Annotated in this window: 14 protein-coding genes; 12 read left to right on the top strand and 2 right to left on the bottom strand. The window is 39.3% G+C overall.

From position 1 onward, the window contains the following. The first annotated feature begins 108 nt into the window (after nt 1-108). The 4 genes from ACWF5P_RS07770 to ACWF5P_RS07755 all read left to right on the top strand — a co-directional run bounded on the left by ACWF5P_RS07770 (nt 109) and on the right by ACWF5P_RS07755 (nt 2,773). Entirely contained in the window at nt 109-594 is a 486-nt protein-coding gene (locus ACWF5P_RS07770; RefSeq protein WP_434168723.1) for an arsinothricin resistance N-acetyltransferase ArsN1 family A, read from the top strand. Between the two features lie 24 nt (nt 595-618). Further along, nucleotides 619-816, top strand: coding sequence for a hypothetical protein (locus ACWF5P_RS07765; RefSeq protein ID WP_434168724.1), 198 nt, complete (start codon nt 619-621; stop codon nt 814-816). Nucleotides 817-888: 72 nt separating this feature from the next. Beyond that, a complete protein-coding gene (locus ACWF5P_RS07760) occupies nt 889-1,344 on the top strand; it encodes a MarR family transcriptional regulator (protein ID WP_434168725.1) in 456 nt (151 codons plus the stop codon). A 55-nt stretch (nt 1,345-1,399) separates the two neighbouring features. Continuing rightward, nucleotides 1,400-2,773, top strand: a complete 1,374-nt coding sequence (locus ACWF5P_RS07755; protein ID WP_434169614.1) for an FAD-dependent oxidoreductase — start codon at nt 1,400-1,402, stop codon at nt 2,771-2,773. Nucleotides 2,774-2,885: 112 nt separating this feature from the next. Here the strand turns inward: ACWF5P_RS07755 and ACWF5P_RS07750 are convergent, their stop codons facing one another. Then, nucleotides 2,886-3,980, bottom strand: a complete 1,095-nt coding sequence (locus tag ACWF5P_RS07750; RefSeq protein ID WP_434168726.1) for an oxidoreductase — start codon at nt 3,978-3,980, stop codon at nt 2,886-2,888. Nucleotides 3,981-4,127: 147 nt separating this feature from the next. On the opposite strand from ACWF5P_RS07750, the gene ACWF5P_RS07745 reads away from it, so the two are divergent. The 4 genes from ACWF5P_RS07745 (at nt 4,128) to arsC (ending at nt 7,379) form a co-directional block, all read left to right on the top strand. Beyond that, complete coding sequence (locus tag ACWF5P_RS07745; RefSeq protein ID WP_434168727.1) at nt 4,128-4,979, top strand: LysR substrate-binding domain-containing protein; 852 nt, start codon at nt 4,128-4,130, stop codon at nt 4,977-4,979. A 290-nt stretch (nt 4,980-5,269) separates the two neighbouring features. Beyond that, a complete protein-coding gene (locus ACWF5P_RS07740; RefSeq protein ID WP_101224312.1) occupies nt 5,270-5,611 on the top strand; it encodes an ArsR/SmtB family transcription factor in 342 nt (113 codons plus the stop codon). An 18-nt stretch (nt 5,612-5,629) separates the two neighbouring features. Continuing rightward, complete coding sequence (locus ACWF5P_RS07735) at nt 5,630-6,928, top strand: arsenite/antimonite efflux transporter (protein ID WP_434168728.1); 1,299 nt, start codon at nt 5,630-5,632, stop codon at nt 6,926-6,928. 31 nt (nt 6,929-6,959) lie between these two features. Further along, on the top strand, nt 6,960-7,379 hold the full coding sequence (gene arsC, locus ACWF5P_RS07730; protein WP_434168729.1) for an arsenate reductase (thioredoxin): 420 nt from the start codon (nt 6,960-6,962) through the stop codon (nt 7,377-7,379). Between the two features lie 84 nt (nt 7,380-7,463). On the opposite strand, the gene ACWF5P_RS07725 is transcribed toward arsC, so the two are convergent. Then, nucleotides 7,464-8,240 carry a SurA N-terminal domain-containing protein gene (locus ACWF5P_RS07725; protein ID WP_434168730.1) on the bottom strand — a complete coding sequence of 259 codons (777 nt, stop codon included), beginning with the start codon at nt 8,238-8,240 and terminating at the stop codon, nt 7,464-7,466. Nucleotides 8,241-9,028: 788 nt separating this feature from the next. Here ACWF5P_RS07725 and ACWF5P_RS07720 point away from each other — a divergent pair. The 4 genes from ACWF5P_RS07720 to ACWF5P_RS07705 all read left to right on the top strand — a co-directional run bounded on the left by ACWF5P_RS07720 (nt 9,029) and on the right by ACWF5P_RS07705 (nt 14,883). Further along, nucleotides 9,029-10,021 carry an alpha/beta hydrolase fold domain-containing protein gene (locus ACWF5P_RS07720; protein WP_434168731.1) on the top strand — a complete coding sequence of 331 codons (993 nt, stop codon included), beginning with the start codon at nt 9,029-9,031 and terminating at the stop codon, nt 10,019-10,021. 695 nt (nt 10,022-10,716) lie between these two features. Continuing rightward, complete coding sequence (locus ACWF5P_RS07715) at nt 10,717-12,075, top strand: MFS transporter (RefSeq protein WP_434168732.1); 1,359 nt, start codon at nt 10,717-10,719, stop codon at nt 12,073-12,075. 63 nt (nt 12,076-12,138) lie between these two features. Then, a complete protein-coding gene (locus ACWF5P_RS07710; protein WP_434168733.1) occupies nt 12,139-12,594 on the top strand; it encodes a DUF3237 domain-containing protein in 456 nt (151 codons plus the stop codon). 78 nt (nt 12,595-12,672) lie between these two features. Next, nucleotides 12,673-14,883 carry a helix-turn-helix domain-containing protein gene (locus ACWF5P_RS07705; RefSeq protein ID WP_434168734.1) on the top strand — a complete coding sequence of 737 codons (2,211 nt, stop codon included), beginning with the start codon at nt 12,673-12,675 and terminating at the stop codon, nt 14,881-14,883. Nucleotides 14,884-14,971 lie beyond the last annotated feature (88 nt).

Here is a 14,971-nt window from a genome sequence, read left to right as displayed (position 1 = left end):
AAGGCTACTTTGCATAAAATTTATAATACTTGTAATTTACAACTATTAGTGTTATAAATCAACTATAGAATATTGAAAAACTCATGTGGCAAATGAAGGGGGAAAGATATGATAATTCGGGAAGCGATCGAAACAGACATGGGCTCGGTCAAAGAAATTTATAATCAAGGGATTGAGGATAGAATTGCCACGTTAGAAACGGAACTGAAGGATCAAGCCTACATGGAGGAGTGGTTCGCCAAACACAGCGGTCGATTTAAGGTAATTGTCGCTGAACAAGAAGGGGAAATCGTTGGATGGGCTTCCTTGAATCAATATAACAATCGTAGTGCTTATAATGGGGTTGCCGATTTATCCGTTTATATCTCAAGAGGTCATCGAGGAAAAGGGATTGGCGGTTTATTGCTGCAATCAATCGAAAAGCTCGCAATAGAAAATGACTTCAATAAAATTGTGTTATTCACATTTCCCTTTAACCAGATTGGTCAAGGATTGTACAAAAAACGGGGGTATCGCGAAGTGGGAGTGTTTAAGAACCAGGGAATTTTAGACGGGGAATTTGTCGATGTGATGGCTATGGAGAAATTACTTTAAACAATTAGGAGGGTAGGAGGGATTATGACAGTAAACCATTCAAGCGTATTGTCTGTTGGTTATTTTGATGCTTATTTCAAGCTGGTTTTAGCTTCTCGTGAACCTATGGTGGGAAAGGCAAAAGAATTCATTGAAACAAACTTTTTTAAAGGTGAAGCGTGTTATTATGGAGAGCAAACTCACCGAAATTTCATGGCAGCTTTTAATAAGCTAAAAGGATAAATGAAAAAATAGTTGAATCAAATAGTTGAAAATTGCAAATAAATAGCGTATAAATAAAGTGAGGTGACAGTGATGGAAAATGAAAACCTAAGAGGTCTCTTCCAACTCTTGACTAGGCGCTTTGGATTATTGAATAAAAATTGCTGCAGTGCAGATGGAATTGAAATTTCTCTCGTTCAAAGCCATATCCTGTATGAAATAAACCGACAAAACAACGCTTCCATCCAGCAAATTGCAGAAACATTGGGAACGGACATTACGACGTTCAGCCGACAAATCCAATCCTTAATAAAATTGAATTTAGTCACAAAAACACAAGATGCTCAAGATCGGAGAATTTCTATTCTTTCTCTGACCGATAAAGGAATGAAGGTCAATCAATTAGTCGATCAGCAAATGAATGATTACTTGAATGAAATCTTCAAGACAATGAATGAGTTTGAAAAGGAATCCGTCGTGCGTTCGCTGAAATTGCTTAATGATAAAATGCTGAAGTCTTCCGTATGCTGTACTACTCCTTGGGGGTAGTATAATTTTCAATAATACTTGCAATTTACAACTTTTAATATAGGAGGGAATAATGATGGATCAATTTGATAAAACAGGATTGCGGGTAGCCATTATAGGCGGGGGTCCTGTAGGGCTTGCCGCTGCCGCTCACTTACTGAAAAAAGGAGAGAAGTTTATCGTATTGGAAGCGGGGGATTCGGTTGGTTCCAGCATGCTGGAGTGGGGACACGTCAGAATGTTTTCCCCATGGCAGTATAACATCGATCAAACAGCAAAGGAATTACTTGAGAAGTCTGGGTGGACTTCACCCAACCAAGAAGCTTTGCCAACAGGTCGCGAATTGGTGGAAGAATACCTTCTGCCGCTAAGTAACCTTCCGGAAATTAATGAAAACATCTTATTACAAGCAAAAGTAGTCGGTGTTGCCAAAAAGGCTCACGATAAATTGAAAACAGGAAAGCGGGACACGGTTCCCTTTCAACTCTATGTAGAAGTGAATGGTGACACAACAGTCATTGAAGCGAAGGCTGTTATTGATTCATCAGGTACTTGGAGCAATCCGAACCCTATCCTTTCCAATGGTATCTGGACGAATGCCGAGAGAAAATTACACAATCAAATCCACTATGGCATTCCAAATGTCGTCCAATTGGAAAATAGATATCAAAATAAATCGATCATGGTGATCGGGAGCGGACATTCTGCAATAAATGCCCTATTAGATCTCGCAACCTTACAGCAAAAGTTTCCGGATACCAAGATCTACTGGGTTCTTCGTAAAAAACAAATCCATGAAGTGTACGGCGGACAAGAAAACGACGGCTTGGCAGCTCGCGGAGAACTTGGCATTAGAATTCAGCAATTAGTGGAGTCTGGACGAATCAATATTCTTACTCCCTTTCATATTAGCGGAGTGTATCCAACAAATGATAAAATCACTGTGGTGGGGGAACTTGATGGAGAAAAAACCACAATCGGTGAGATCGATGAAATCGTTGTGAGTACGGGTTTCAGACCTGATACATCCTTTTTAAATGAAATAAGGATAAACCTTGATTCAGCTGTGGAAAGCATAGATGCGCTTGCTCCGCTAATTGATCCCAATATTCATAGCTGCGGAACAGTGCGGCCTCATGGTGAACAGGAATTACGACACCCTGAAAAGAACTTCTACATTGTTGGCATGAAGAGTTATGGAAGAGCACCTACATTCTTACTGGCGACAGGCTACGAACAAGTCCGTTCGGTAGTGGCTTATCTTACTGGCGATATAGAGGGAGCAAAAGAAGTACATTTGGAACTCCCTGAAACAGGAGTTTGCAGTGTGAACCTGACATCTAGCTCCTGCGACTCTGATACCCCAGCAACTGAAACTAAGGATGGTTCTTGCTGTGGCAGTCCCGTTCCAGTGAGATTGGAAATTAAAAATAAATCTTGTTGTAAATGAAATGAAAGACCAGCCTTAAGTCAGGCTGGTCTTTTAATATGGATACTTTTTATTTCGAGATGCAGAATTAAATTAGTTTTGGATAGGAGTTGTTAAGCATTTTATTCTTCATCTACAATTCGAAATCTTTAATAACAGCAGTTGGGTGTAATACTTTTTCCGAATCGAACGCTTCCAAAGGTTCTTCATTTTGAACTTTCTTTACCCAGTCATGATTAGCCAATGCTCCTTTGCCTAAAGTTATAATATCAGCATGACCATTATTAATCATTTCAGAAGCTCTTTCTGGGTTCTCTAACTTTCCATTAGCGATTATAAGTAATTGACTATACTCTTTGGCAAGTGCTACAAGTGAGGTCTTTCCTGTTTCAAATGCTGGCTGCCATGCTTTATATTCTGTTACATGAATATAATCAAGACCTGTTTTTCCTAATGCTCCAAAGATAATTGCGGCGTCCTGCTCTTTGCCTGACCAATGATAGGAGTAATCATTCACTTTTGATTGTGAAATCCTAATACCAATAGTGAAGTCGTCTCCTACCGATTTTCTAACTTCATTAATTATTTCTACTAATAACCTAACTCTGTTTTCTGTTGTGCCACCATAGGCATCAGTACGTTGGTTTGTATATTCCGTTAGAAACGCATCTAATAAATAACCATTTGCTCCATGTAGTTCTATCCCATCAAAGCCAACGGATTTAGCTCGTTTTGCAGCTTCAACAAAACTGTTTTTAACATAGGCTAATTCTTCTTTTGTTATTTCTCTAGGTAATCGAAATGGTCCTTCCCCTAAATAAAATTTTAGCTGTTCTCCTTTTGGTTGAATAGAAGAGGGAGCGACTGTTTCATCAGTAAATCGATTTCCCTGGGATAATGGCCCAGTGTGTTGTAACTGCATAAAGATTGCTGATCCTGCAGAATGAACGGCATTAACAACTTTTTTCCACTCTTGTGCTTGCTCTTCAAAAGCAATACCTGGCTGAAAATCGTACGTTTGACTATACTTATCATCAATATAGGTTCCTTCAGTAATAATGAGCCCAAAACCGCCTTCAGCAAAGGAACTATAATACTTAATCATTTTATCCGTGACAAAACCTTTTTCAGTAGCACTAATACGCGTCATTGGTGCCACGCCCACTCGGTTATTTAATGTAATTGTTCCTATATTAAATGGTTCAAATAATGAATTTATATCCGACATGATGTTTGCCTCCTATTTTTGCTTTCTGATTAGTATTTGATTTAACAACTGTTTGATATTAGTTTAAATCCTATATTTGATTTAGTAAAATTGATATATTAGATAATTTAATTCAAAAAAATTGAACATAAGGAGATATAATTATAAATGGAGCTCCGTCAATTGATTACTTTTAAAACAATAGTAGAAAAAGGTGGGTTTAATAAGGCGGCAGAACATCTTGGTTATGCACAATCCTCCATTACTACTCACATCAAAGAACTGGAGAAGGAATTAGGTAGACCAGTATTTGATCGCTTAGGAAAGAAAGTTATATTAACTCACTATGGAAATGAATTTTTGTCTTATGCCACCAAGATCATTGAACTATATAATCAGTCATTAAATATTGACAAAGAACCACAAGGACCTTTAACTTTAGGGATTTCTGAATCTTTAACGATTTGTAGAATTCCGTCGCTTCTTCTCGAATATAAAACGAAATATCCTAAAGTGAAGCTTTCATTGAAATCACTTGAAAATTATGATGTTACAAAAAGCCTTCAAAATGGGGAAATTGACATTGCCTTATTATTAGAAAAAGATGGGTGGAGACAAGAAGAACTTTACTCTGAAAAACTTATAAGAGAAAGAATGGTTTTAATCAGCCCTCTAGATGTAAAAGAGTTATCTCAAACAGCACTGTACTCCGAATCTAGATGTAGTTATAAATCGGTTTTTGATGAATATATTCGCCATCAGAATATGAACGTAACAGAAAGTTTAGAATTCCAAAGTATAGAAGCAATAAAACAATGCGTTAAAAGTGGTTTAGGAATATCACTAGTTCCTTACTTTTCGGTCAAAGAAGAATTAGAAAGCAATAAACTAAAAGGTGAAATTATTCCACAACACCATTCCTCCATATCAACATATTTGACTTATCATAAGGATAAATGGCTTTCTCCTTCTATAATTCGGATGATTGAACTCATACAAAAACACGCTGAAAATTGGTAATTCATAAAAAGAGATGCTGACTTAATAAGCATCTCTTTCATTTTTATTAAACTGACCTGTCCTATTAGTACATAAGGAAAATCAACAACACCCTAAATAGAGTCTTTAGATAAAGATTTCCCCACACTAGTCGAGGGGAAGTGCATGCTAGTTTCTTCATAAGCAGAGACTTTGAAATTATTTTTTTGGATAGTTAATGCTTGATTAAATAAGAATATGCTTATACAATGATGATGAATAATCACATAAGCATATACTTATTTACTTTGTGCTAGGAGGGATGAAAAACTATGAATGAAGCGTTGGATCTGGAAACCACGGCAAACATTCTTAAATTACTAGGTGATAAAACCCGTTTGACCATGATTAAGATCATGGCTGAGCATGAATGCTGTGTCTGTGAATTTGTGGACCTATTCGAGATGAGCCAGCCCGCTATCAGCCAGCATTTACGAAAGTTGAAAGATAGCGGGATCGTGAATGAAGCGAGGAGGGGACAATGGGTTTTTTACTCGTTAAACCCGTCTTCTTCCCATTACACATTTATTCAGACGGTCATCAAGGACTTGCCAAGTCAAAACTTTAAATTAGAAAACTTAACAGCACAAGGAAAACGGATTTGTTGTGACTAACTAGGAGGTACTACTTCAGTGGGATCAGTTATTTTGGCAGTTATCATCTTTTTATTAACACTTCTTCTCGTCATCTGGCAGCCGAAGGGATTGTCAATCGGATGGTCAGCTTGTGGCGGTGCGGTTTTGGCCTTACTTGTTGGAGTGGTGGACTTTACTGATGTCATAGACGTGACATCGATAGTTTGGAACGCAACACTCGCCTTCATCGCGATCATCATCATCTCGCTTATTTTGGACGAAATAGGATTTTTTGAATGGGCAGCACTGCATATGGCGAGAGCCGCCAAGGGAAATGGAGTAAGGATGTTTGTCTATGTAAGTATCCTTGGTGCTCTTGTGGCTGCTTTTTTTGCGAATGACGGAGCCGCCCTTATCCTCACACCAATCGTATTAGCAATGGTTCGAGCCTTGAAATTTAGTGATAAAATGATTTTCCCTTTTATCATGGCAAGTGGGTTCATTGCTGATACAACCTCACTGCCTTTAGTGGTGAGTAATCTTGTAAACATTGTATCTGCAGACTTTTTCAATATCGGCTTTGCCGAGTTTGCTTCCAGAATGATCGTACCGGACATCTTTGCACTTATAGCAAGCATCTTGGTTTTATATTTATTTTTCCGAAAAAGCATACCGGAAAATTACGATGTATCACAGCTTAAAAAACCAGCGGAAGCCATTAAAGACCTAAGAATGTTTAGGCTTTCCGGGATAGTATTAGGAGTATTGCTGGTTGGTTATTTTACAAGTGAGTTTATTGGAGTACCTGTATCGATGATTGCAGGCATTGTTGCCATCTTCTTCCTCATGATGGCTAGAAGGAGTCCAGCGGTCAACACAAAAAACGTTATTAAAGGCGCACCATGGGCAATCGTCTTTTTCTCAATTGGTATGTATGTAGTGGTTTATAGCCTGCGAAATGTTGGCTTGACGAATGTATTAACGGATTTAATCCAAGTTACCGCCGATCAAGGATTATTTGTAGCAACGATCGGGATGGGCTTCATCGCCGCCATTCTGTCATCACTTATGAATAACATGCCGACCGTTATGATTGATGCCCTTGCCATTTCCGACACCCATACAACAGGCGCAATCAGGGAGGCCCTTATTTATGCAAATGTCATCGGTTCGGACTTGGGCCCGAAAATCACTCCTATCGGTTCTTTGGCTACGTTATTGTGGCTGCATGTCCTTTCATTAAAAGGCGTGAAAATCTCATGGGGAACTTATTTTAAAACGGGAATCATCTTAACCATCCCAACATTGTTCATCACATTGGCCGGCTTATATATATGGCTGCAAATCATTCATTAAACACTTACTACAAACAAAGGAGAGAAACAGCATGGCTAAAAAAACACTTTACTTCTTATGTACAGGGAACTCTTGCAGAAGCCAAATGGCTGAAGCATGGGGTAAGAAATATCTAGGTGACGAATGGCAAGTGCTTAGCGCAGGAATCGAGGCCCATGGGTTAAATCCAAAAGCTGTAAAAGCGATGAATGAAGTTGGATTGGACATCTCCAATCAAACATCGGATATCATCGACCCTGACATATTGAATAATGCCGATTTTGTCGTTACATTATGTGGTGATGCGGCAGACAAATGTCCAATGACGCCAACGCATGTGAGACGTGAACATTGGGGCTTTGATGACCCGGCAAGAGCGGAAGGAACAGATGAAGAAAAATGGGCTACCTTCCAACGTGTTCGTGATGAAATAGGAGAAAGAATTGCACGTTTCTCTAAAACGGGTGAATAAATAAAATTGAAACGCCTTGGGTGTTAGTGGGCGGACCAAAGACCATAAAGAAAGAGCTGCCATAATTGGCAGCTCTTTTCATCATTAAATCTTAATATCGACCTTAGCATTTTTCTGAAGTTCTTCCACATGCTTCACAAGCTTTTCTTGTTTCTTTTGCTGCTCTAGTTGTTCCTTGATTTGCGGCTTCATTTCCTCGAGTTTCTGTACCTTCTGTCCGCTTGTTTTAGCTTGCTCTGCAACCTGGTCATAATACTTTTGGATTTCTTCATCAGTTGCTTCTTCCACTTTAATTTCTTTTTCAACGTACTTCGTATATGGGATGTTCTCTGCAATCTGAGCATTCAGCGTTTCCGCATTCATGCCTGCTTGCTTCATCGCTTCCTTGAATTTCTCTTCACTCTCATATTGCTTTTTGATTTCGGCAAGTTGCTTATCAATTTCGGCCTTGGAAGCTGTGTAGCCCTTTTTATCAGCTGCTTGAAGCAGTAATGTTTGCCCCACTAAAGAGTTGAGCGTTTGCTCTTTAGTTTGTTTGGCTCCCTCCTTGGTTGTCGGGTCTTGTCCGAATTGCTGCATCTGCATTTGTGTGGTGGACAACACGGTATTATATTCCGCACCTAAAATTTTTTCGTCATTGACGATGGCCACCGTTTTCTTTTCATCCACCTTTTGCTTGTCTAGTTTCTTCTGCATTTCTTCCATCTGTTTTTGCTGTTCCTCAGTTGCTTTAGCCGTTTCTTTCTCAGTTGTTTTAGTCTCTTTCTCGTCATTTTTCTTATCAGCTTCATCGTTCGAACCACAAGCCGTCAGAACAACTGCCAATAATCCAATGATGATTGGGTACAATAGTTTCTTCATATTTCAGTCTCCTCTCGTATTCAATGCTAAAAAATCATCTAATGCGCATTATAAAGGAATTTACCATTAAAACACAATAAATTCATTCTTTTTTCCAGAAAACAGGAAGATAGTATAGGCATCATCTCATTATATAAGTGTAACATTCGCGGAAATGAACCCATTTACCCTTCGACATGCAATAGGCTTAAAAAATGACAAGGCCGATACCTGTTGCAGTCAGCTTGTATTCAATCTCTTAATCACAAACGTAACTACTGTAATTTGGTTTAGTAAAAGAAAGACTCGTCAGAAGATTCTTGGATACTCTTCTAAACCTCTACTTAATTTCCACATATGTGTTTTCTTCATCGATATATATCATCGGTTCCCAGCATTTTGACAAAAAACTTAGTCGACAGAACCCTTGTAATAAGTAGTTTATTGAAAGCTTCCTTTAGGAGATTTTAGAGATATGTAAATCCCTCGATGAATCTCTTTTGAAAAGAAGGGAAAATTTTCTCTTCCAGGTTAGTATTCAAAACATACAAAAACACATTTCCTTTTTCCTACAGAAAGCGGCTAACAATTTTACACGCAAGTTATTAATATAAAGACAAGGAAAAAATACCTAAGAGACTATCTGATGGTTTGTCAGCGCTTCCATTACAGTTTGGTCCTAATAAAGGAGGATACAATTCATGGACGTGGTTGAGTAAGAGTGTAGATTATGTAAGCGCTCAAAAAATCAATACATCCTATGGGTTATTATCATTAATCTTTAAAATATATTCTAGGAGGATAATTGAATGAAAATAAAAAAGGCTCCCTTTCTTTCTTTACTAATGGTTAGTATTCTTGCTGTTGCTACTCCACTTGCTAGTGCAGCTGACAACAAGGCTAAAATGTTAGAAGTCCCTATTAAGGAACCTTCTGTTAATTTAATTTCAGATGTTGTTTACTCTCAGCAACCTATTTATGGTGATTCCAATGTTCCGCTAGAAATGGATATATTACAGCCTGAAGGTAAAAAACCACTTCCTGCAGTTGTATTTGTACCAGGAGGTGGATTCATGTCAGCTAATAACGATAAGTCTGTACAACAAAGAATGACCATTTCAGAGGCAGGTTACGTTGTCGCTAGTATTGAATATCGGGTTACGCCTCAGAGTACCTTCCCTTCACCACTTGAAGATGTTAAAGCGGGCATTCGCTACCTGCGTGCCAATGCTGAAAAATTTAATATCGACCCTGAGAATATCGTTGTAATGGGTAGTTCAGCTGGCGGATATCTTGCTGCGTTTGCTGGAATAACTAGTGGTTTGGCGGAATTCGAGAAAGGGGAAAATCTAGATCAAAGCAGTGATGTGAAAGCGGTTATCGATTTATATGGGCTTTCTGATTTAACGAGAGTTGGAGATGGCTTTTCAGAAGAGATTCAGGCCCTTCACAAATCTCCTTCCGCACCAGAAGGTATGTGGGTAAATGGACCTTCAGTAATGAGCCCTGGTGGTTCGATTTTTGATAATCTTGAAAAAGCAGCCAAAGCAAACCCCATCACATATATCACTAAGGATTCACCTCCGTTCTTAATCATGCACGGAGATAAAGATACACTTGTTTCACCAAACCAGACTGAAATATTACACGAAAATTTAATTAACAAAGGGGTTGATTCCACTTATTATGTTGTAAAAGGTGCTGGCCATGGTGGAACTCACTGGATGCAACCAAAAGTCATGAAAATCTTGATTAATTTCTTAGATAAACACGTAAAAGGTAAAGAAAATAAAAAGAACTGAAGAGAGAAAAATGAATTGAAGCTAAATCCTTCCGTGAATCATACGGAAGGGTTTCTTAGTGTGCAGTGGATTCCAATGGAAATCCGAAATTTTTATCTCAGTAAAAAAAGAAACAAAAAGTCTGCAAAGGTCTTCTTCCAGAAAAGCTTTGCAGTCTATTTGAAATCAAACAAAAAAGTAGAAGGAAAAAACTCTAAATAAACTAATATGAAACTAACAAGCAATTTTCAAATGAATAGTAGACTCGGTAGAAGATACTGATAAGGCCATAACAAACAAGGCTAGTAGCCATAGGGGCTCACCCTTTATAAATTGTTTAGAAATCGAAAGAGATTAGGATCACGGGAGATTTGAAAACGGAGTTCCCTGCTTTTCTAAAACACTATAAATATTAGTCGAATGAAAACTGTGCAAATTAAATTAGCGAACGTCTTCTTTCTTATATATCACTAAGCTGTTTTACTAGTTGGATAGGTTACCCTATCCGAATAGACTACATAATAACTGAAAATAAACTTCTTTTTTCCTACATTAAGTGGCTAACAATCCTTACAGCCAGCTAATAAAATTAGATTACGGAAAAGTCAGTTACTTAAAAGGAGGGAACAGAGGTTACAAAAAAAATGAAAGCGTTTGCTATTGGTGCAGGGTACGATTTGTTAAATGAAATCTAAATTTAAAGGGGGGCAATAATAATGAAGTTGATTAACCCAATGAAAGTAATTGACGGAAGCCGCATCCATTCATTCCATATTTGGCTTGTTTTCTGGCTTTTTCTCGTCATTTTGTTTGATGGATATGATGTTGTCATATACGGGGCTGTTGTTCCATCCCTTATTAAGGAATGGGGAATATCGGATGTGACAGCAGGTGCAATTGGTAGTTATACGGTAATGGGTACAGCGGCCGGCGCAATCGTATTCGGGTTACTTGCAGACAAATTGGGCAGAAAGAAAATTATCTTGTTGACCATTTTCCTCTTCAGCTTTTTCACACTGCTATCTGGGTTCGCGAATGGACCGACAATGTTTATAATTTTTCGGGTTATTGCCGGTATTGGCCTAGGGGGAGTCATGCCAAATGTTATTGCCTTGACCACTGAATTTGCACCTAAGCACATCCGTTCTGCTCTCGTGTCATTCGTTTTTTGTGGTTATTCGGTTGGAGCTATAGCAGCTGCACTTACAAGCCGGTCGCTTCTGCCGACTGTTGGCTGGGAGCCCGTTTTCTGGCTCGCGGGAATCCCTCTTTTGTTCTTTCCATGGTTAATCAAAGTCATACCGGAATCTGTTAGCTTCCTAATTCAAACTGGTAGAGTGGAAGAAGCCAAGAGAGTTCTTGCCAAGATTGATCCTACAATAAACGTGAAAGAGGCAATAGAACTTAAGAAACCTGAAGAGAGAACACCAGGTTCACCTGTTATAAAATTGTTTGAACAAAAACGTGCAATAAGCACCGTAATGTTCTGGATTTCCTGCTTCAGCGCATTTATTTTGATTTACTCGATGAATACATGGCTTCCACGCCTTATGATGCAGGCTGGTTATGACCTTAAATCAAGCCTCACCTTTATTGCGGTCATGCAAATCGGAGCTATTGTAGGGACCATAGTATTTGGCCGATTGGTGGATAAACTGGGCTTTAAGAAAGTACTTGTTCCCCTGTTTTTCTGTGGTGCGATTGCCCTGTCGCTCATTGGCTTCACGAACAGTCCATTTATCGCATATGGCTTGATTTCAGTAATAGGTGCTGCATCGGTGGGTGTACAGAATATGTCAAATGCATTTGTTTCACAGTATTATCCTACTGAAATGCGTTCTACGGCCCTAGGCAGTACCATGGCTTTTGGACGTATGGGGGGGATAGTGGCTCCAACATTCGTAGGTATTCTTCTTACAATGAACTTGCAGCCCCAGTATAACTTCGCAGCAATTGCAAGCGCCGCTGTGCTTGGGGGATTCGCGATGCTGTTCGTTCAGGAAAAGCATGGTAATTATAATAAGGAAGCGGACAAACCTGAATCGGCAGAAGATCATTTGAATGCCGCTAAATAATATTCGTAAATCCCGACGAGATACTCTCTTCGGGATTTACGACTGAGAGGAGGGGAAGAGGAAATGAGCATAAACCTGAAGCATATTTTTACGGCAAACATACATGTGGACGATCCTCTTGAAGTAGGGGATGTGGGAACGGGGATAAGAAGAGTCATTCCTATAACGGGTGGAACGTTTTCCGGACCTGGGATAAAAGGAATTGTTTTACCGGGTGGCGCGGATTACCAGATGATTCGATATGACGGCATGACGGAGGCACTTGCCCATTATACGATTCAAACAGAGGAGGGGGTGCTTATTTATGTTGTGAACAAAGGTTACCGGCATGGTCCCAAAGAAATTATTGACCGTATCATCCAAGGGGAAGAGGTTCCAATTGGATCATATTATTTTAAAACGGCTCCATTGTTTGAGACAGGGAGTAAAGAATATGCTTTTTTAAATCGAAATATTTTTGTAGGAGAAGGCATAAGAAGACCTTCTGATGTGCAGATGAAATTTTATCAGGTACTATGATTTTTGGTTTTCCCTCTTTCATTATGTGTTTCTTCATTTACAATAGGATTAGGGAGAATTAGGAAGGAGGGAAGGGTTTTGTCTAGCAGTAAAAGAGAGAAATTAATGAGAAAAGTAGATAACCATTTGCGAAAGACATCACGTTATCTGATTAAGATTGACACCGAAGAAGAGGCACTGCAGTACTTGACCGATTCCTTTCGTTCTGAACTATACTGCGATTTTGTTGGTGTCGTGTTAGAAGAGGGCGGGCAGCTTTTACCGAAAGCGTGGAGCGGCAACATACCTTCTGTAACCGAGGCCTTTCCATTTTCCACAGATGACTGTTCCTCCAAATTATTTCGTCAAAGTATGACATATAAAACAGCGGAAGTGCCGGAAAAATGCCATATGGCAAAAGTATTGAAGAAGGCCAATATTAAAACATGGTTTACTGTCCCCCTCAAAGACGACATTCACCATTTTGGCTTCTGCATAGTTGGTTTCTTAAGCTTCGTCCCGCTTTTGGATATGGAAGTTCACTTTGAGGAATTTGGAAAGGATATGGCAGTTGCCATGGCAATGGCGAGGGAAAAGGAAACACAGCTGAAAAAAATAGAAGGCATTGAATGGATTAGCAAAAACCTCTCACTCGATGCACCTCTTGAACAGCATATCGCCGAACTGACGTCTAGGGCAGGAAAAGGGACCAATGCCGATTTTGCGTGCATTTATTTATATAATGAAAAAGAAAACTGTTTTGTTTTCCAACAACCTGCTTACGGGAAGATGGAATACGCACACAAAATCATGATCCAAGACAATTATATGCTGAAAGACTACTTTCCCTTTCTGGAAACACCTGGTGGGAATCAGCTAACGATTCCTCTTTTCAATGATCTGAAACCAATAGGAGTCCTGCATGTTGGGAACGAAGGGGCAGGTGTATTCTCAGAAGATGATTTGAGAATGTTGGAGCTGTTGTCCAAACACGTTGCCGCTTTGCTCGAAAATGCTCGTTTATATCATAGCGAAAGAGATCATAAACACAGGCTTCAATTTCTTTTGGATTCTCAGCAAGCGCTTGTAAAAGAAACCGTTGAAGTTGACAATTTTGATGGCATCACAACCATGCTCGGCGGAATATTTCAAAGTTCGGTCATCTTATTTGACCGGTTTATGCGGGAGTTATCAGTTCTCGACTATGGACATGAAGGTGGTCCGCTATATACACATCAGTTGGCTGAAAGAGCAAAGGAGGAACTTGGTAACCAAAAAGGGAACGAGCTTATCACTATGCAAGATCCCACTAGCGCAGACTATTATTTTTCATTCTGGCCAGTTAGTGGCGGTGGCAATTTACTTGGCTACCTAGCCATTCGCAGGTCTGGTGTAGAGATGGATGAGTTCGACCGTCTGACGGTCGATTTAGCTCGGAATATTTGCTCAATCCAGTTTATAAAGCAAAAGCTTGTCCTAGATGCAAAAGAACAGGCAAAGGATAGCTTCATTAGCAAATTGCTGACAGAAAAAATTGATAATGAAGAAAGCATTATCCAATATGCAAACTTATTTCAATGGGACCTGTTTAGCCGCCATCGGTTGGCTGTTTTGTCCATAGAGCTTGATGTAAGTGAAATGGAAGGAAGCAATCTTCTTGAACAGCAGACGAAAAAAACGCTTGTTTGGGATTCAATAAAATCTCATCTGTCGGAGCTCGATCGCACTTTTATATCTGCATCACATGACGAAAAGTTTGTTCTACTTGTTTCAACTGAAATGGAAGGGGATAAGCCAAAAAAGTTTTGGGCCACGCTTTTTGAAAGTATTCAGCGCTGGGCCGCGAAGGGATCTATCGAATGTAAAGTACTGATGGGGATCGGGAGTGAAACGGAGAATATCCAGGATTATTATGTGAGCTATCAGCAGGCCGTTCAGGCATTGAATATAGTAAGTAGTCGGTTCGAAAACACTGGTTATTCACTTTTTAAAGACCTCGGTTCCTATACCATTCTCCATCATTTGGGTCATTCAACTGCCATTGATTTATTTGTGAAGAGTCAACTAGGACCTCTTATCAAATATTCAGAAGGGAAAAACACCGATTTGTTCAATACTCTCCATGTATTCCTTCAAAATAACGGAAATGTAAAAGGCACGGCTGAAGAACTCTATATTCATCGGAGTTCCCTCATATACCGGCTTGAAAGGATCGAATTGCTTCTGGATGCCGAATTAAATGACGCTGAAGTCCGGTTCAATTTGATGATGGCATTAAAGCTTTATGATATGAATGGTGGACTTATCTAAAACAGCCTTTATAGGCTGTTTTTTTATCCTACAAAATAGCCGAAGTAATTATAGTTTTTTCCCTCATTTTGTAGGTACAAACCTAAGA

It is taken from the genome of Peribacillus sp. NPDC055009 (assembly GCF_053608705.1).
Note: the sequence above shows the minus strand (reverse complement) of the source record. Positions and strands in the feature narration are given on the sequence as shown.

Excerpts from the sequence above, each read along its gene's own strand:
- ACWF5P_RS07765 (WP_434168724.1), top strand. The coding sequence starts at position 619 with ATGACAGTAAACCATTCAAGCGTATTGTCTGTTGGTTATTTTGATGCT.
- ACWF5P_RS07760 (WP_434168725.1), top strand. The coding sequence starts at position 889 with ATGGAAAATGAAAACCTAAGAGGTCTCTTCCAACTCTTGACTAGGCGC.
- arsC (WP_434168729.1), top strand. The coding sequence starts at position 6,960 with ATGGCTAAAAAAACACTTTACTTCTTATGTACAGGGAACTCTTGCAGA.
- ACWF5P_RS07755 (WP_434169614.1), top strand. The coding sequence starts at position 1,400 with ATGGATCAATTTGATAAAACAGGATTGCGGGTAGCCATTATAGGCGGG.
- ACWF5P_RS07770 (WP_434168723.1), top strand. The coding sequence starts at position 109 with ATGATAATTCGGGAAGCGATCGAAACAGACATGGGCTCGGTCAAAGAA.
- ACWF5P_RS07740 (WP_101224312.1), top strand. The coding sequence starts at position 5,270 with ATGAATGAAGCGTTGGATCTGGAAACCACGGCAAACATTCTTAAATTA.
- ACWF5P_RS07745 (WP_434168727.1), top strand. The coding sequence starts at position 4,128 with ATGGAGCTCCGTCAATTGATTACTTTTAAAACAATAGTAGAAAAAGGT.
- ACWF5P_RS07710 (WP_434168733.1), top strand. The coding sequence starts at position 12,139 with ATGAGCATAAACCTGAAGCATATTTTTACGGCAAACATACATGTGGAC.
- ACWF5P_RS07715 (WP_434168732.1), top strand. The coding sequence starts at position 10,717 with ATGAAGTTGATTAACCCAATGAAAGTAATTGACGGAAGCCGCATCCAT.
- ACWF5P_RS07725 (WP_434168730.1), bottom strand. The coding sequence starts at position 8,240 with ATGAAGAAACTATTGTACCCAATCATCATTGGATTATTGGCAGTTGTT.
- ACWF5P_RS07750 (WP_434168726.1), bottom strand. The coding sequence starts at position 3,980 with ATGTCGGATATAAATTCATTATTTGAACCATTTAATATAGGAACAATT.
- ACWF5P_RS07720 (WP_434168731.1), top strand. The coding sequence starts at position 9,029 with ATGAAAATAAAAAAGGCTCCCTTTCTTTCTTTACTAATGGTTAGTATT.